The 16,739-nt window shown below is 64.7% G+C and carries 20 protein-coding genes and 1 riboswitch; of the genes, 8 read left to right on the top strand and 12 right to left on the bottom strand.

Annotation, left to right across the window (positions count from 1 at the left end; translation table 11 throughout):
* The first annotated feature begins 1 nt into the window (after position 1).
* Positions 2-1,735: a DEAD/DEAH box helicase gene (locus KNN17_RS17175; RefSeq protein WP_241710159.1), complete on the top strand. Its 1,734-nt coding sequence runs from the start codon at positions 2-4 to the stop codon at positions 1,733-1,735.
* A 111-nt stretch (positions 1,736-1,846) separates the two neighbouring features.
* Here KNN17_RS17175 and KNN17_RS17170 read toward each other — a convergent pair whose 3' ends face one another.
* From KNN17_RS17170 to KNN17_RS17150, 5 genes are all read right to left on the bottom strand, one after another.
* Entirely contained in the window at positions 1,847-2,497 is a 651-nt protein-coding gene (locus tag KNN17_RS17170; RefSeq protein WP_241710158.1) for an MBL fold metallo-hydrolase, read from the bottom strand.
* Positions 2,498-2,533: 36 nt separating this feature from the next.
* Positions 2,534-3,553 carry an aldo/keto reductase gene (locus KNN17_RS17165; RefSeq protein ID WP_241710157.1) on the bottom strand — a complete coding sequence of 340 codons (1,020 nt, stop codon included), beginning with the start codon at positions 3,551-3,553 and terminating at the stop codon, positions 2,534-2,536.
* Positions 3,554-3,622: 69 nt separating this feature from the next.
* Complete coding sequence (locus KNN17_RS17160) at positions 3,623-3,988, bottom strand: DMT family transporter (protein ID WP_241710156.1); 366 nt, start codon at positions 3,986-3,988, stop codon at positions 3,623-3,625.
* Between the two features lie 2 nt (positions 3,989-3,990).
* The gene (locus KNN17_RS17155; RefSeq protein ID WP_241710155.1) at positions 3,991-4,305 is read right to left on the bottom strand and encodes a DMT family transporter; all 315 of its coding nucleotides are present in this window, start codon (positions 4,303-4,305) and stop codon (positions 3,991-3,993) included.
* Between the two features lie 9 nt (positions 4,306-4,314).
* Positions 4,315-4,380: riboswitch (guanidine-III (ykkC-III) riboswitch) on the bottom strand.
* Between the two features lie 199 nt (positions 4,381-4,579).
* On the bottom strand, positions 4,580-5,239 hold the full coding sequence (locus tag KNN17_RS17150) for a HutD/Ves family protein (RefSeq protein ID WP_241710154.1): 660 nt from the start codon (positions 5,237-5,239) through the stop codon (positions 4,580-4,582).
* A gap of 133 nt (positions 5,240-5,372) precedes the next feature.
* On the opposite strand from KNN17_RS17150, the gene KNN17_RS17145 reads away from it, so the two are divergent.
* The 7 genes from KNN17_RS17145 (at position 5,373) to poxB (ending at position 10,941) form a co-directional block, all read left to right on the top strand.
* Entirely contained in the window at positions 5,373-5,969 is a 597-nt protein-coding gene (locus KNN17_RS17145) for a phosphoribosylanthranilate isomerase (RefSeq protein ID WP_241710153.1), read from the top strand.
* Between the two features lie 102 nt (positions 5,970-6,071).
* On the top strand, positions 6,072-6,422 hold the full coding sequence (locus KNN17_RS17140; RefSeq protein ID WP_241710152.1) for an ArsR/SmtB family transcription factor: 351 nt from the start codon (positions 6,072-6,074) through the stop codon (positions 6,420-6,422).
* Complete coding sequence (locus KNN17_RS17135; protein ID WP_078107457.1) at positions 6,419-6,880, top strand: SRPBCC family protein; 462 nt, start codon at positions 6,419-6,421, stop codon at positions 6,878-6,880. Before KNN17_RS17140 ends, KNN17_RS17135 begins: the two co-directional genes overlap by 4 nt.
* A 137-nt stretch (positions 6,881-7,017) precedes the next feature.
* Positions 7,018-7,494 carry a hypothetical protein gene (locus KNN17_RS17130; protein ID WP_241710151.1) on the top strand — a complete coding sequence of 159 codons (477 nt, stop codon included), beginning with the start codon at positions 7,018-7,020 and terminating at the stop codon, positions 7,492-7,494.
* A 65-nt stretch (positions 7,495-7,559) separates the two neighbouring features.
* Positions 7,560-8,636, top strand: a complete 1,077-nt coding sequence (locus KNN17_RS17125; protein ID WP_241710150.1) for an ATP-dependent DNA ligase — start codon at positions 7,560-7,562, stop codon at positions 8,634-8,636.
* A 64-nt stretch (positions 8,637-8,700) separates the two neighbouring features.
* Positions 8,701-9,102, top strand: a complete 402-nt coding sequence (locus KNN17_RS17120; RefSeq protein ID WP_078107460.1) for a YccF domain-containing protein — start codon at positions 8,701-8,703, stop codon at positions 9,100-9,102.
* Between the two features lie 102 nt (positions 9,103-9,204).
* Positions 9,205-10,941 (top strand): ubiquinone-dependent pyruvate dehydrogenase, encoded by a 1,737-nt coding sequence (gene poxB, locus KNN17_RS17115; RefSeq protein ID WP_241710149.1) that lies wholly within the window; start codon positions 9,205-9,207, stop codon positions 10,939-10,941.
* Positions 10,942-10,957: 16 nt separating this feature from the next.
* On the opposite strand, the gene KNN17_RS17110 is transcribed toward poxB, so the two are convergent.
* From KNN17_RS17110 to KNN17_RS17080, 7 genes are all read right to left on the bottom strand, one after another.
* The gene (locus tag KNN17_RS17110) at positions 10,958-12,670 is read right to left on the bottom strand and encodes a sialidase family protein (protein WP_241710148.1); all 1,713 of its coding nucleotides are present in this window, start codon (positions 12,668-12,670) and stop codon (positions 10,958-10,960) included.
* A gap of 53 nt (positions 12,671-12,723) precedes the next feature.
* The gene (locus tag KNN17_RS17105; RefSeq protein ID WP_241710147.1) at positions 12,724-13,485 is read right to left on the bottom strand and encodes an ABC transporter permease; all 762 of its coding nucleotides are present in this window, start codon (positions 13,483-13,485) and stop codon (positions 12,724-12,726) included.
* Positions 13,482-14,282: an ABC transporter ATP-binding protein gene (locus KNN17_RS17100; protein WP_241710146.1), complete on the bottom strand. Its 801-nt coding sequence runs from the start codon at positions 14,280-14,282 to the stop codon at positions 13,482-13,484. The genes KNN17_RS17105 and KNN17_RS17100 overlap by 4 nt, the downstream gene beginning before the upstream one ends.
* A 2-nt stretch (positions 14,283-14,284) precedes the next feature.
* Positions 14,285-14,659 (bottom strand): DUF1048 domain-containing protein, encoded by a 375-nt coding sequence (locus tag KNN17_RS17095; protein WP_241710172.1) that lies wholly within the window; start codon positions 14,657-14,659, stop codon positions 14,285-14,287.
* Positions 14,660-14,661: 2 nt separating this feature from the next.
* Positions 14,662-14,991 carry a PadR family transcriptional regulator gene (locus KNN17_RS17090; RefSeq protein WP_241710145.1) on the bottom strand — a complete coding sequence of 110 codons (330 nt, stop codon included), beginning with the start codon at positions 14,989-14,991 and terminating at the stop codon, positions 14,662-14,664.
* 98 nt (positions 14,992-15,089) lie between these two features.
* On the bottom strand, positions 15,090-15,869 hold the full coding sequence (locus KNN17_RS17085) for a 2-phosphosulfolactate phosphatase (protein ID WP_241710144.1): 780 nt from the start codon (positions 15,867-15,869) through the stop codon (positions 15,090-15,092).
* A complete protein-coding gene (locus KNN17_RS17080; RefSeq protein WP_241710143.1) occupies positions 15,866-16,735 on the bottom strand; it encodes a DUF4031 domain-containing protein in 870 nt (289 codons plus the stop codon). The genes KNN17_RS17085 and KNN17_RS17080 overlap by 4 nt, the downstream gene beginning before the upstream one ends.
* Between the last annotated feature and the right edge of the window lie 4 nt (positions 16,736-16,739).

Below are 16,739 nucleotides of genomic sequence, written 5' to 3'. Positions count from 1 at the left end.
CATGACTACTTTTGCTGCCCTTGGCACGCCCAAGGCCATCGCCGAGTCCCTCGCTACAGATGGCATCGAAGAAGCTTTCCCCATCCAGGTCAAGACCCTCCCGGATACGCTTGCAGGCCGCGACGTCCTCGGCCGTGGCCGCACCGGCTCCGGCAAGACCATCGCTTTCGCTATCCCGCTTGTGGCACGTCTCGCCGAGCGCGAAGCCAAGCACTTCCGCAAGCCCGGACGCCCGATGGGTCTGGTCCTTGCGCCGACCCGCGAGCTGGCCACCCAGATCAACGCCACCATCGAGCCGCTGGCGAAGGCCATGGGCCTGAACACCACGGTCATCTACGGTGGCATCTCCCAGGCCCGGCAGGAAAAGGCGCTGCGCGCCGGCGTCGACATTGTCATCGCCTGCCCGGGCCGGTTGGAGGACCTCATCCGCCAGCGCATCCTGACTCTGGAAGCCGTCGAGATCACCGTCCTGGACGAGGCCGACCACATGGCCGACCTCGGCTTCCTCCCGGTGGTCAAGAAGCTCATGGACATGACTCCTACCCAGGGTCAGCGCCTGCTCTTCTCCGCGACGTTGGACAACGGTGTTGACAAATTGGTCAACCGTTACCTGTCCAACCCGCTGACCCACTCGGTGGATGACCCCCAGGCCGCCGTCACCACCATGGAGCACCACGTCCTCGTGGTCAACGACCAGACCGTCAAGAAGCAGCTGATCGTGGAGCTGGCCTCCGGCGCCGGCCGCCGCGTCCTCTTCATGCGGACCAAGCACCACGCCCGCAAGCTTGCCAAGACCCTGACCGACTGCGGCATCCCCGCTGTCGACCTTCACGGCAACCTGTCGCAGAATGCCCGTGACCGCAACCTGGCCGAGTTCTCCAGCGGCGAGGTCCGGGTCCTGGTGGCCACCGACGTCGCGGCCCGCGGCGTGCACGTGGACGACGTCGAACTCGTCATCCACGTCGACCCGCCCACAGAGCACAAGGCTTACCTGCACCGCTCCGGCCGTACGGCCCGCGCAGGTTCCGACGGCACCGTGGTCACGCTGACTCTCCCCGAGCAGCAGTCCGACGTCAAGAAGCTCATGAAGGCTGCCGGCGTCGACGTCTCGTTCGAACGAGTCACGGCCAACTCTCCCCTGATTGCCGAGCTCGTGGGCCAGGTCGCCGACAAGGTTGACCCGCGCACTCGCGCCGCCTTGCTCGCAGCGAAGACCCAGCAGCCGGGCGGCGGTACCTCCACCGGTGCCAACGCCCAGCGCAAGCGCAACCGTCGCACCACCCAGGCTGCACCCACTGCGGGTGGCCGTGGTGGTCGCGGGGGCCGTGGCAAGGTTGCGAGCGAGCCCGTGCGCACAGACATCAACCGCGCTGAGCGCCGCGCAGCAGCGAACGACGACGTCGCCCGCAGCTCGCGCGGACGCGGCAACGCTGCTTCTGCTCACCGCAATGACGTTCCTGCTGCTCGTGGCCAAGGTGCTCAGGGTGGTCGCAGCGGCCGACCGGCGACAGGTCAGCGTGCTGCCGCGGGCAACCGCTCGGCTTCTGCACCGCGCACGGAATCCGCAACCTCAACGCGCACCGGTGGCAACAAGGCTGTCTGGTCCTCGAACACGGGCGGCAACTCCGGTGGCTCCTACGGCTCGGGCTCAGGCAACTCGGGTTCCGGTCGTCCGGCCCGCAGCGGCCCGCGCCGTGCTTCGGCTCCGGCGTCGAACGAACGCCGCGGCCGCTAAGCAACCTTGGTCTAGTCACTTCACTGGACATGCTCAGCGTGGGTGGAGAGGAGTGGACATATTCCTGATATGTCCACTCCTTGGCTCAAAGGCTGAGCATGTCCCGGGGCACTACCAGCCGCGCTCGCGCCATTCCGCAAGGTGTGGCCGCTCCGCACCGAGCGTGGTCGGATCTCCATGGCCCGGGTGCACCACGGTGTCGTCCGGGTAGGCCTCGAACAGCCGTTCGCTCACGTCATTCAACAGCGACGTGAAGCGGGCAGCATCGTTCTGCGTGTTGCCAACTCCTCCAGGGAACAACGAGTCGCCGCTGAAAATGTGCGCGGGCCCTTCCGGGTCCAGGTACACAAAGGCAATCGAACCCGGAGTGTGGCCGCGCAAGTGCACCGCGGTGATGTCGAAACCGTCGAACTTTCCTACATCGCCATGGCGCAGTTGCACGTCCACCGGCACGGGCAGCGCATCGGCGTCGTCCACTCCGGCCGAAGTCTTCGCGCCCGTGGCTTCCACCAACCCGGGAAGCGCGCGGACGTGATCCCAGTGCTGGTGCGTCGTGGCAATGAGGGCCAGCGACGGTGCAGCGGTGGTGTCCGCGGCCGAGTCTTCGATCATCTGTTGGATGGCCGGAAGGTCGTCCGCGGCGTCGATCAGGAGCTGTGCACCGCTGGCCCTGGCGGTGAGCAGGTACACGTTGTTGTTCATCTCGCTGACCGAGATTCGCCGGATGGTGATGTCACGCAGTGAATGAATGAGTGAGTCCATTCGACCACTCTACGGAAGCCGTGTGCGGCTCGCCGACTACTCGCGGCCCTGCGAAACCCAGGTGGGATCCGCGGACCGTGAGCCGACGACGGCGTCCGCGGCGCCGTCGAGCATGTCCAGTTGGGCGGCACTCAACTCGAGCGACAAGGCGCCCAGGTTCTCATCGATCCGGTGCGCTTTGCGCGTGCCGGGGATGGGGACCACGCTGAGCCCAAGGCGGCGGCCCTGCGCGAAAAGCCAGGCCAAAGCCACCTGGGCGGGAGTTGCATCCCGGCCGGTACTCTCGGACAGCTCGGCGGCCACGGCACGCACCGCGGCAACAACTGCCTGGTTGGCGTCGAGCGCGCCGTCCGCGAAACGGGGGATGCGGTGCCGGAAGTCGTTCTCACCGAGTTGCTCGGCGCTGACCGTTCCGGTGAGGAATCCCCGGCCAAGCGGCGAATAGGGTACGAATCCGACACCCAGCTCGGCCGCAGCCGGGGCGACGTTGCGCTCAACGTCCCGGCTCCAGATCGACCACTCGCTCTGCACCGCTGCGATCGGGTGCACGGCGTTGGCTTCCCTCAGCTCCTCGGCTGTCACTTCCGACAGGCCAAGGTGCCGGACTTTGCCAGCCCGGACAAGCTCTGCCATGGCCTCCACGGTTTCCACAATCGGAACGCGGAGGTCGCGGCGGTGCATGTAGTAGAGGTCGATGACGTCGGTGCCCAGGCGACGGAGGCTTGCTTCCGCCGCCTGGCCCACGTACGCGGTATCTCCCCGGACGTCTGTGTAGCCGTCGCGCGGGTTGCCTACGATGCCGAACTTGGTGGCCAACTGGACCTCGTCGCGTCGGTCCTTCAGCAGCTTCGCGATCAGTTCTTCGTTGTCGCCCGCGCCGTAGATATCGGCGGTGTCAATGAAGCTGATGCCGGCATCCACGGCGTGGTGCAGCGTCTTGAGGGATTCGGCGGGATCCACTTCGCCGTAAACGGGGGTCAAGGCCATCCCGCCGAAACCGAGGGGGCTCACGGTCAGGCCATCACCGAGTTGTACATTCGTGGTTTCCGGGCTCATGGTAGTTCTCCTTCGCCGAGTGTTCGTCTCACTGCTGCCAACTCCATGGGCAGGGGGAGTATTCCGCGCTTATCGCTGGGCCGGCTCAGTCACATCTTCACGCTTCTCCGTGGGGAGGGCCTTCAACCCGGCCGCGCATCCAACGATTCCGGCAATGAACAGCAGCTTGAGCGGGCTGGCCGGTTCGACGCCGGTGGCCATCGCACAACCAACCGTCAGCGCAGCGCCGATCCCGACCCAGACGGCGTAGGCCGTGCCCAGAGGAATCCGCTTCACTGCGATGCCGAGTCCGATCATGCTAAGAGTCGCGGTGACGGCGAAGACAATAGTGGGGAGGGCTTGGCTGAAGCCGTCCGACAGCCCGAGGGCCGTCGCCCACACAGCTTCGAGCACGGCGGAGGCCAGCAGAATAGCCCATGCGAACTTGGCGGTCACGGCTACGCCACCACCTTCAAGCCGACCACGCACACGCCGATTCCGGCGAGCAGGAGCAGCCGGGCCGCCGTCGGGCGCTCAACTTTGGTGATCATCGCGTAAGCCGCCGTGAGGACGACGCCGACTCCAACCCACACCGCATACGCGGTCCCGGTGGGGATGGATTGCATTGCGAACGCCAGTCCGGCGGTGCTCGCGGTCACGCTGACGAGGAAGACAGCGGAGGGCAATGGCCGGCGGAAGCCTTTGGAGCGGTGGAGCGCTGCGGCCCAAACGGCTTCGAGCGCGCCGGACAGAATGAGGATTAACCACGACATGACGGATCCTTTGGCCAGTCTTGTCGCGTGCCGGGTACTGAACCGTCGTCCGGAGGTCCCTGTGCGGGCCTTCCTTCGAGGCTAGCAAAGCCCGACGCCGGGTGGCCAGCTTTGGTGGCGAGCCTCACCAAGGGACATGCGCGGTTGAGCGCTTTACCGAGGGACATGTCCAGTGTTGGGCTCGGGGAGTGGGCATGCCGCCGACGCCACGGGGGACATGTCCAGTCTTCGGCTCAGCGAATGGGCATGCTGGCATTATGTCCAGTGCTGGGACCTAGGAGGGCGCATGCTCCACGCGGTCGATCGAGATGACGGCGAGGAATCCACGGCCCAGGACTTCCGGGCTGCGGGTGTCGGAACCTACTACTGCGTCGTAGCGGCCGAGTTCGACGGACCCGGTAGGTACGTCAGCCGCGGTTCCATCGGCTGAGCCGTTGGAGCCTGCCGGGCCGTCCGCAGACACATCCGAAGTCTCCGCGCCGGGACTAACAGAAGCCTTGCCCTCCAAGAGGACTGCGAGCTGGCCTTCGAATACCGGGTGTGCGCGCTTCTTGGAGAGTTCGATAATGGACGTGTACCCCTTGAATTCGCCGGCCCGGGCGATCACGTTGAGGTCCCGGATGTCGCCGGTGGGGAGTGCGCTGGTCGAAGCAGCCTCGCCCGAAAACCGGAATGGCCGGTACTTCTCCAAAGGGTGCTCTTCGCCGTCCACCGTGAGCAGCAGCAATTCGCCGTCGATCACAGTAATGACTCGCTCCATGCCAGGGAACGTCGAGAATGCGCCGGCCGATCCGACGTCCGCGATGCTGACCCGCCAGTCCCACGCTCCGTCTTGCGCCGACGCCGCTTTCGGATGGCTGGCGATTTCGCGGGTCACCCCGCCTCCGTTGCGCCACGGTTCGGGTTTGAGCTCGGCAAAGCGGATGATCTCCATGCGCTCCAGCCTAGCCCGAGCGCGTCGGCGGCCTGCTGAACGCCGGCGTAACATCCGTGCAACCTTGGCGCGGTTCAACAATCCCGGAGGCCCTTGCTAACGTCGTAGGGAGGTCAACGGTTGGAGGCGCGGAATGTTCGTCAAAGTGTGCGGTTTGAGCACGCCTGAATCCGTCCACGCTGCCGTCGAGTCCGGCGCGGACGCCGTGGGTTTCGTGCTGACGAAGAGCCCGCGCGAGGTATCGCCAAGCCGTGCCCGGGATTTGCTGGCGTATGTACCGGAAGGTGTTGCCGCCGTCGGAGTCTTCCGCCACGAAACAGCCGCCGACGCCCTCGCAACCGCGCGCGAGGCCGGCCTCGAGTGGGTCCAGCTCCACGGCAGCCGCTCGCCGGAAGACGTGGAAACCGTGCACGACGCCGGCATGCGCCTCATCCGGGCCGTCACCATGGGTGCCGCTCAGGACGAGTTCGAGGAGTGGGGAGAGGACCTTCTCCTGATCGACGCCGCCGTGCCGGGTTCGGGTGAGGCGTGGGACTATTCCTCGGTCCGAAAGCTTGGCTTGGGCTCACGCCATTGGTTGTTGGCCGGAGGATTGACCCCGTCCAATGTCGGAGCCGCCGCGCTCGAAGCCGAGGCTTGGGGCGTCGACGTGTCGAGCGGCGTGGAGTCCTCTCGCGGTGTCAAGGACCTCGACCTCGTGCGCGCGTTTGTCCAGGCCGCAAAAGCCTGACGCCCCCACCAAACGCCCGAAACCCTTGACTGCCTCCGTCCGGCGTCGCATATTTAATGCATCGGTTAATTAGCAGATCAGTTAAATACGAAGGCGCCAGTGATGTCCACCGACCGGCTCAGTCTCATCTTCTCGGCACTTGCCGACCCCACCCGTAGGGCCATTCTGGCCCGGCTTTCGGAGGGTGAGGCCACCGTGAACGAGCTTGCCGAACCGTTCGACATCAGCCTTCCCGCCGTCTCCCGGCATCTCAAGGTCCTGGAAAATGCGGGACTGATCAGCCGGAGCCGGAATGCGCAATGGCGGTCTTCCAAGTTGGAAGCGGAACCGCTGCGCGAAGCCACCGAATGGATGGACGGATACAGGCGCTTCTGGGATGCCAGTTTCATCCGCCTCGACGCCCACCTACGCAAAATTCAGCACGATTTACAGGATCCAGGAGTCAAGCAATGAACACGGAACAGCACATCCTCACCATGACCCGGGAATTCGAGGCCCCGCGCGAGCTCGTCTTCCAAGCTTTCGTGGACCCCGATCAGCTTGCCGCATGGTTCGGGCCGGTCGGCGTCGATTCGCCCCGCGAGCGGATCGCCGTAGACCCCCGGGTGGGCGGAGTCTGGCAGCTCGTCATGACGTGGGACGAGAACGGCGTCGCCAAGGAATCACCCATCGACGCGGTCATCACCGCGTACGATCCGCCCGCCCTACTGGTCGCCACCCAGAAAGCCGAGCCCGACGCCGGGATCACGCTTTTGCTGGAAATGCGCCTTGAGTTCGAGGTACTGGATGGCGGCCGTACGCGACTTCATCTCACCCAAGGTCCCTTCGACTCCGACGAATGGGTGGACATGACCCGCGAGGGATGGGGCACCTCGTTCACCAAACTGGACACATTGCTGGCGCGGGAATAGGACGGCGTCCAAAAGGGGGCCGAAGTCAACTTGGAAGGTCGGTGCCCATCCGGGCTACACTCCACGGCGGGGACAGAATGCCATTGCTCCGGCGGCCGAACGGTTCCGGAGACAGACGATCAAGCAGAATGCGACCTTTGAAAATCCTTCCCAAAGCCCTTAATTGCCCTCTTCGATACCTGACAGTCGCGCTCTTCGCCGCACTGGCGCTGTCCGGCTGCTCCACCCAGGGAGGGGGCTCCGCCGCGGCGGCAACGCCGTCGTCCTCTTCGGCGGGCGACACCGCGCCCGCAAGTGCCAGCCCAACTCCATCATCAGGTCCATTCGGAGGCTTCGCATCGGCAGCCGACATGTGTTCCACCATCTCTCAAGAGGCCACGGGAGCTTCGTTGCTGCCGATGTCGGCGGCGCAGGGAAAGACCGCCGAGCTGGAGCAATACAAGACCGAGCTTGCCGCCACGGCGGATCGCGTCCCGGATGCGCTCAAGGCTGATTTCACCAATCTCAAGGACACCGCAATCGCGGGTTTGAAAGACCAAACCGTCTACTCGAGCGGCAAGTTCGAAAAGGCGATGGCTCCCGTCACCGCCTGGCTGAGCGCCAACTGCAAGTAATCCTTTTATCCACTTAAGCGAATGAACGGGTAGCGCGGTCCCGGTGCCGCGGCAAGAATGGCTTCATGCAACTGCCAGTCATGCCCCCTGTCGCGCCCATGCTTGCCAAGGCGGTCGGCGCCGTCCCCGACGGCGCCATGAGTTACGAGCCTAAATGGGATGGTTTCCGTTCCATCGTTTTTCGTGACGGTGACAACGTTGAAATCGGCAGTCGCAACGAGAAGTCCATGAACCGGTACTTCCCGGAGCTCATCGAGGCGTTGAAGGCAAACCTGCCGGAACGCTGCGTCCTCGACGGCGAGATCATCCTGGTGGGCGAATCCGGTGACCGCCTTGACTTTGAAGCCCTCCAGCAACGCATCCATCCGGCAGCCAGCAGGGTCAAGCTGTTGTCCGAGCAGACGCCGGCGAAATTCGTGGCCTTTGACCTGCTCGCCCTTGGCGATGAGGACTTCACGGGACGGCCCTTCGCCGAGCGGCGGGCAGCGCTTGAACAAGCACTCGCAGACGCCGCCGCTCCCATCCACCTCACTGCGGCAACGCGGGACAAGGGAACGGCGGAGCAGTGGTTCAAGCAGTTCGAGGGCGCAGGCCTGGACGGCCTGCTCGCCAAGCCGCTCGATGGTACCTACCAACCGGACAAGCGCGTGATGTTCAAGGTCAAACACCAGCGGACCGCCGACTGCGTTGTGGCCGGCTACCGCGTTCATAAGACCGGTGGTGACCTTATTGGTTCGCTCTTGTTGGGGCTTTATGACGACGGCGGCCGGTTGTCCAACGTGGGCGTGGTGGGCTCCTTCTCGATGCAAAGACGCAAGGAACTGTTCGACGAACTCCAACCCCTCGTGACCGGGTTCGATGGGCATCCCTGGGCGTGGGCCGAGCAGGAGGAAGGCAGCCGGACACCCCGGAACGCCGAAGGCAGCCGTTGGAGCGCAGGGAAAGACCTGTCGTTCACGCCCCTGCGGCCCGAACTCGTTGTGGAAGTGGCTTACGACCATATGGAAGGGGAGCGGTTCAGGCACACCACGCAGTTCGTGCGGTGGCGGCCGGACAGGGAGCCGGAGTCGTGCACCTATGAGCAGCTTGAGGAACCCGTAAAGTTCGATTTGTCAGCGGTGCTGGATACAGGAAAACCGTAAATCAGGGGGATTTCAGAGCGAACCCCTAGGACCAGGCCGCACCCAGCAAGGGACAATGGAAGATATGAAAACGCTGCTCAACATCATCTGGCTTGTTTGCGGTGGCTTCGTTCTGGCCTTGGGATACTTCATGGCCGGAATCGTCTGCTGCTTGTTGATCGTCACCATCCCGTGGGGCATTGCGTCGTTCCGGATTGCCTCCTACACGCTGTGGCCGTTTGGTCGCATGGTCGTGGACAAGCCCGGGAGCGCGGGCGTCTTTACCCTCTTGGGCAACGTCATCTGGTTGCTGGTTGCAGGCATTTGGATCGCGATCGGGCACGTGGTCACGGCCTTCGCCATGGCTATCACTATCGTCGGGATCCCGCTGGCCATCGCCAACCTGAAGCTCATCCCGGTATCGCTTATGCCGCTGGGCAAGCAGATCGTGCCTAGCAACCGCCCGTTCGTCAGCACTTACCACTAGCCCCGCGGCGCCGGCCATCCGGCGTCGCGCGTCAGGCGCCATGGACCGTTCCGGAGTAGCGTAGGCCCTGTCTGCACTGCCTCCCCTCGAAAGGAACAGTCCATGTCCGCCGCCAGGAACACTGTTGCCAAGAACATCGTCGCCACCCTCAAAGCCAACAACGTCCAGCGCGTCTATGGGATCCCAGGGGATTCCCTGAACGGATTCACGGACGCGCTGCGGGAAGAGGAGGGCATCCGCTGGGTGCACGTCCGCCATGAGGAAGCCGCCGCGTTGGCGGCCGCCGCCGAGGCGGGCCTTACGGATGAACTCGCGGTGTGCGCCGGATCCTGCGGTCCCGGCAACCTGCACCTGATCAACGGCCTCTATGACGCCAACAAGTCAAGGGTTCCCGTGCTGGCCATCGCCGCCCACATTCCGAGCGAAGAGATCGGCAGCCAGTACTTCCAGGAGACGCACCCCCAGGAGTTGTTCCGGGAGTGCAGCGTCTATGTCGAACACGTCGCCCATCCTTCGCAGATGCCCAGGGTCTTGGAAATCGCGATGCGGACGGCGGTCGAGAAGCGGGGCGTCGCCGTCGTCGTGATTCCCGGCGACGTGGCCCTCGCGGAGGCGCAGAGCGACCGGACTGCCGTGATCCGGGCCGCCCGGCCGGAGATCCGGCCCAACCCCAGGGAACTCGCCGAGGCGGCGGGCATTCTCAACTCGGCCGGCAAAGTCACCATCCTGGCCGGTGCCGGCACTGCGGGCGCGCATGCCGAGGTCATGGCTCTGGCCGACGCACTGGGGGCGCCGATTGTCCACGCGATGCGCGGCAAGGAGCACATCGAGTACGACAACCCGTTCGACGTCGGCATGACGGGCCTTTTGGGGTTCAGTTCCGGCTACCGCGCGATGGAGAGCTGCGAGGCCCTGCTCATGCTGGGCACCGATTTTCCGTACCAGCAGTTCTACCCGGAGAACGCAAAGATCATCCAGGTGGATATCAGGGGCGAACAGCTTGGCCGGCGGTCCCGGATCGATCTTGGCCTGGTGGGCACGGTCAAGGACACTGCGGCCTCGCTCCTGCCGCTGATTGAGCGCAAGGCGAAACGCACACACCTGAGTACTTCGCTCAAGCACTACGCCAAGTCGCGCGCCAAACTCGACGACCTGGCTTCTCCGGCCAAGGACGGCCAGCCGATCCACCCGCAGTTCGTGGGCAGGCTCGTGGATGAGTTGGCGGCCCCGGATGCGGTTTTCACGTGCGACGTCGGGTCCCCCACCGTGTGGGCGGCCCGGTACCTGAGCATGAATGGCCGACGCCGGCTGCTCGGTTCGTTCAACCACGGAACCATGGCCAATGCGTTGTCGCACGGAATCGGTGCGGCGGCCGCGTACCCTGGACGCCAAGTGGTGGCCCTGGCCGGCGACGGCGGCCTGACCATGCTGTTGGGCGAACTTATCACCTTGGTGCAGAACACGCTCCCGGTCAAAGTGGTGGTCTTCAACAACTCCTCGCTGAACTTCGTGGAGCTCGAAATGAAGGCCGCGGGCTTCGTCAATTTCGGCACGGACTTGGAGAACCCGGATTTCGCCAAACTCGCTGAATCCCTGGGAATCCGTGGGATCCGGGTGGACGACTCCTCCGGGCTGAAAGCGGGACTGGCTGAAGCCTTCGCCCACGACGGTCCAGCCCTCATTGACGTCCGCACGGCGCGGCAGGAACTGTCGATTCCGCCGGCGATCAGTGCCGAACAGGTTAAAGGCTTCACGCTCTACGCGATCCGGACGGTCCTCTCCGGCCGCGGCGACCAGCTCATCGACCTCGCCAAGACCAACATCCGCCAGATCTTCTGAACCGAACCCCGGAGTACTAGCTGGCCGTCACGGCTCCGGTGCGCAGATCGAAACTGAAGCTGCGCTCGGTGACCCGTGCCCCGCCGTCGTACGCCACCGCGAAAGTCAGCTCAAGCGAGTCCCGCGCCAGATCCTCCGCGGTGACCGTGTACACCGGCGTGAAGTACAGCGCTTCCGCGCCCGGTACAAGATCGGCGGGCGGGAAGTCCGCCGGGTTCGCATGCGGTCCCCGGAGTACGACGCCGGACGCCGCTTGGGTGCCGAGGTTGCGGGCGCGTCCGGTGAAAGCGAGGATGTCCCCGGCTTTGTAGCCCGGAATGATGGGCCCGTAGTTAAGATCCTGGGCTTCGCGGGTTCCGAGGATCTGCGCCTGCTCCGGTGAGTAGCCTTGGCCGATTTCCTTCCAGGTCTGCACGTCCCAGTCACCGTCGTTGTCCGCGGCGATGACGTGGAACTCGCCGGCGTTCCGCCACACCGCGGGTCGGCCGGGGGTGATGGAGCGCAGTTCCATGTGAAACTCGAGGCCGTCGGGCCGGGTTTCAAGCGATCCCGCCGGGCCTACTGGGCCTGAAAGCTGTCCTGTCAGCTGCTCCACCGGCACGGAAACGAACACGATCTCGCGGTATCCCTGCCGCTCGTACAAGACGCCGACGTTGCCATCCGGGAGCCGCGCGGCCGTCGAGTACGCCGAGCTGCCCTCGCACAGGACCAGCTTGGCGGGCCAGCTGGCCCCGTTGTCCGTGGAGAGGCTGAGCACCGTATTGCGTCGCAAGGAGGTGTCCTGGTTGTTGCTCGCGAGCAACCAGCTGTTGGTGGCCGGGGTGGCGGGCGAAGCCACATTCGGCAGGCCGTCGAAGCGGACAAGCGAGCCGTTGTCGCTCGGGTCGGGGAGGTCTTCGACCGGTTCCAGCTGGCTCCACGTCTCGCCGCCATCATGGGAGATTGCCGCCAGCCGCCGGGGAGTGGCGCGCGAGTGCAGCAGGAGGCGGCCGTCGTCCAGGCAAGCGACCTTGTTCTCGTTGGGGCCGACCCGGCCCTGACCCTTTCCGATCAGCGATCCGAGCGTCCAGTTCTCACCGTGATCGTCGCTGTACGCCGAAGCCGCCATGATTTCGCCGTCCACGAGGACGACGAATTGTTGCACCAGGCGTCCGGCTAACGGACCGGCGTGCATCTGGATTCCCTGCCCGGCCGCGGCGAAGATCCCTGTGATGCCGCGGTCTCGGGCACCGGCGCGGGCACCGGCAACACGGCCCGGCTTGAGCTGACCGGTGAGCCGCCGATGCTCCCAGGTGACGCCGTCGTCGTCGGAAAAGCTGACGTCGCAGTGCTGCACGTCGTCATCCGGTTCCAGCCCGGCCACCGCCTCGAAGAAACCGGCATGCGTCCCGGCGGCGTGGAACATGAAAATCCGCCCGGTCATGGCGTCCACCAGGAGGCTCGGATCGCCGTATCCGTTGAGACCGACGCCGCTGCGGACCACCTGCTGCTCTTCCCAGCTGCGGCCATGGTCCGTGCTGCGCCGGAGAAGGAGGTCGATCGGATTGGGGAGGTCGTCCAGGTTCGGCCTGCCGTCATAGGCGGCGAGCACTGTCCCCGCCGTCGAGACGGCCATCGCAGGGATGCGGTACTGGCGGTAGCCTCCCGTGCCGCGCACCGCCAGGACGTGCTCGACGTCGGGACGGGCTTGGGGGAGTTCGGCACCATTGCGTTGAAGGTAGGAGGTCACACCTCCATGATACGAGGCGACGCCTTCGGACCCGCGCCCTTCCGAGGCCGTCCTCAGCTGATCTTGCGCCGGAAGGCCGCCACCGCGAAGAAGTACGCGAGAACCAGGATGCCGAGGCACCATGCTAGGGCGACCCAGATGTCGCTGCCGATCGGCCGTTGTTCGTACAGATCCTGAATGGTGTTGACGATCGACGTGACCGGCTGGTTCTCGGCGAACGCACGCACGGGACCCGGCATGGTGGCCGTGGGGACGAAGGCTGAACTGATGAACGGCAGGAAGATGAGCGGGTAGGAGAACCCGCCGGCGCCGTCCACGGACTTCGCCGTCAGGCCCGCGATAATGGCGAGCCAGGTCAGCGCGAGAGTGAAGAGTGCCAGGATTCCAATGATCGCGAGCCAGGACAGCAGGCTTGCCGACGTGCGGAATCCCATCAGGAGGGCTACCAGCACGATGATCACGAGGGAGATACCGTTGGCCACCATGGACGTCAGCACATGTGCCCATAGCACGGATGATCGTGCGATCGGCATGGAGTGGAACCGCTCGAAAATGCCGCTCTTCATGTCAGTGAACAAGCGAACGGCGGTGTACGCGATGCCCGATGCGATCGCGATCAGCATGATTCCCGGCAGCAAGTAATTGACGTAGTTCTCGGTGCCTGTCTTGATGGCTCCGCCGAACACGTAGACGAACAGCAGCATGAGGGCGATAGGCGTGATCGCGGTGGTGATGATGGTGTCCGCGCTGCGGAAGATGTGACGCATGGAGCGGCCCAGCAAGACGGCCGTGTCTCCGAAGAAGTGTGTGCTCATGACTGCTCCTTACTTGACGCGACCTTGCCCTCGTTCCCCACCAGCGCGAGGAAGATATCCTCCAGGGTGGGCTGCTTTTCGACGTACTCGACCTTCGCAGGCGGAAGTAGTTGTTTGAGCTCGGCGAGGGTGCCGTTCGCGATGATGCGCCCCTGATGAAGGATGGCGATCCGGTCCGCGAGTTGTTCAGCCTCATCGAGATACTGCGTGGTGAGCAGTACGGTGGTGCCCCGTTTCGCGAGCTCCTGGATTACCTGCCACACTTCGATGCGCGCCTCAGGATCGAGCCCGGTGGTCGGCTCATCGAGGAAAATCACCTCGGGCTGCCCGATCAAGCTCATGGCGATGTCAAGGCGACGGCGCATGCCTCCTGAATACGCGGACACTTTGCGGGATGCTGCCTCCGAGAGATTGAAGCGCGCCAGAAGATCATCCGCCGCCTGGCCGGGATCCTTCAGGTGCCGCAACCTGGCAACGAGCACCAGGTTTTCCCGACCGGAGAGGATTTCATCGACTGCTGCGAATTGTCCGGTCAGGCTGATGGATTCCCGCACCCGCTCCGCGTGGGCCGCGACGTCGAATCCATTGACGCTGGCAGAACCGGCGTCCGGGCTCAGCAGTGTGGACAGGATTTTCACCATCGTGGTCTTTCCTGCTCCGTTGGAGCCAAGAAGGGCGAAGATGGTGCCCGGTTCCACGTCGAAGTCCACGCCGCGGAGCACGCGCAGTTCCTTGTAGGATTTTTCGATGGCACGCACGCGGATCGCGGGTTCGGGGGTGATGGGTGCGTTGGTCATGATTACCCCTCCTTCCCGTCGTCTCCGGCGGCGGCGTCGATGGCCTTGACCAGGCGTTCACGCTCTTTGTTGATCCACTGACCGCCCGTGTAGTTCCGCATGAACGTTTCGGCGAACTCCACAGGGTCGTCTCCGACGATCGCGCGGATCGGCGTTCCGTCCGCGGCGCTCTGTTCGAAGAGATCGGTGAGATCGCCGAGCATCCGCAGCAGGACATCTCCCTTGGTGATGGCCCCGAAATACATCAGGTACCGTTCCAGCGCGGTCGCCACCGCGCGATAGTCCGCCGGAAGCCGTTCCACGCGTGCCTTGTTTTGCCGATATTGCTTCTTCTGTTCGAGCGATCCCGTGAGCTGCTCGATCCACCCTGCGGCCATGTTCACTTTCCTCCCTTTCGGAGCTGTTCCAGTCGCTCGGACAGGAAACTCCACGTATTCCAGAATTCGTCCAGTTCCGTCTCGCCCTGCTCGTTGAGCGAATAGACCTTGCGCGGCGGGCCCTTCTCGGACGGCCGCTTCTCGACATCGACAAGGCCTTTCTGCTCGATCCTGACGAGCAGCGCATACACGGTGCCCTCGGCGATCTCGGTGAAGCCCTGCCCCCGGAGCAGCGTCGTGATTTCGTACCCGTACGCGGGATTCCCGGTCAGGAGGGCGAGAACGATGCCCTCCAGGGTCCCTTTGAGCATCTCCGTCATCTGCTTGCCCATTGGACTCCTCCCTTCACTACTTAGTGTTACTAGCTACCAGTACATAGTAGCGCTAAGTAGTGGAACCGCAAGCCCTTGCCGAACATTCATAAGCGGACTCAAGGACGCCGGAACGCGCCGTCCCTCAACAGGGCCACGGTGGTCCCCGCGTCGAGTTCTGCTGCGATCTCGACGTCGTCCGCGTACCCTGCGCCGATCAACTCACGGCCGCTGGAGCAGCGTCGCAGAACGTCATGGAGCCTGGGTTCGGCAGCGTTGTAGACCGCCATCGCGGCCTCGGCCTCCGGTGCGAAGCCCTGCCTTCCGTCTTCCGGTGTGAAACCGCCTCGTCCTGCGGCAGCGAGCCCGGCAATGAAGGCGCCTGCCCCGATCTGATCCTCCACGGCGGGTCGGAGCGAACGGCTGGGCCAGAGCTCGCCGGCCGCGATCACCGCCACCACCGCATCCGGGGGGAGTTCGGATGCCACCCAATCCGCGGTGGCCGCTGCGTTGCGAAGTGAGACGGCTGCGATGAGCGGGATTTCCCGGGCGAGACCATATGCGATGGAAGACCCGTTGGGTGAAGGCAGGACGACCCGGCTCAAGCTCCGCGCGTCCCGCAGGCTCGACGGCGAGAGGCTCAGTCCACCGCCGCCTCGCGGACCAGCCAGCTGGGCATCGTGGTGGGCGGCGAAATCTTCGGCCCCGGCGTCCTTCCACGGGTACGGGAAAACCACGGCACCACGATCGACGGCGACGCTGACACAGGTGGTGAAGGAAAGGATGTCAACCACGACGGCGAGGTCCGCCCCAGACGCAATGGAACGGGCGCCGTCGAGCCCCCACTCAAACCTCACGGTGAACGGAAGCTGCCGATGCACCGTCCCCGCCATGGTCATGACAGTTCGGCCTCCAGGTTGCGGCGGGCGGCGTCCAGCCACAGGCTCTTCGCTCGTTCGCTGTGGAAGAGCGGGTCCAAAGCAAGCAGTTGGCGGACGACGGCGGCCCGGCCTGCGGCGAAGTCGCCATCGCTGACGTGGGCGTAGTCCTCGCGGACGGCGGCCAGGTAGCGGGCGTATGCCGCGGGTTCGGCGCCGAGGACGGACAGATCGGCGTCGCACAAGAGGGCGCCGGCGTGGTCTCCCGGTTCGGGGCTGTGGGTGGAGGTCAGCCTGACCAGCCGGGCAACGTCATCGATGACTGGCCCGGGAAGGCCCGCAATGGCCAAGCGGTCCTCGGCCAGCCTGGCTGATTGCTCTTCGTCCTGCCCGGCGATTCCCTCGTAGACGGCGTCGTGGAACCAAGCGGCCAAAGTCACTGAGTGCGCAGGCGTTCTGGGTTCGCTGAGGAGGTCAAGGGCTTCCAGGACCGCCAGCAAATGCGTGCGGCTGTGGTACTTCCGATGGTCCTCGCCCCAGCGTTCGAGGAGCTCAAAACCCAGCTCCTCATGCCCCGGAAGCGTCGAATTCCAGCGCTCAAGCAAGGGCACTGTGAGCGACTTGCTGCGTTGGCGGGCAGGAATCCGCAAGCCGCTCGCGATCAGTTTCCGCACAAGAATGCGCGCCTCCACAGGAATGGCGCCTGCGGACAAGAGGTCCTGGTAGCGGCGTTCCGGGACGTCGTAATGGTCGCCGTCGAAGGCGCGCTCGGGAATCCCCGCTGCGTCGGCGAAGGCATGCAGTTCCTCGAGCGACGTGTCCGAGACGAGGTGCGAAAACACGGTCCCGTGCGCGGGCCACAGAGGCGGATCGACGTAGACAGCCATGGCC

The organism is Arthrobacter bambusae (assembly GCF_022606295.1).
Lineage (GTDB): Bacteria > Actinomycetota > Actinomycetes > Actinomycetales > Micrococcaceae > Arthrobacter > Arthrobacter bambusae_A.
The sequence above is the reverse complement of the archived record's forward strand: the minus strand, read 5'-3'. Positions and strand labels throughout refer to the sequence as shown.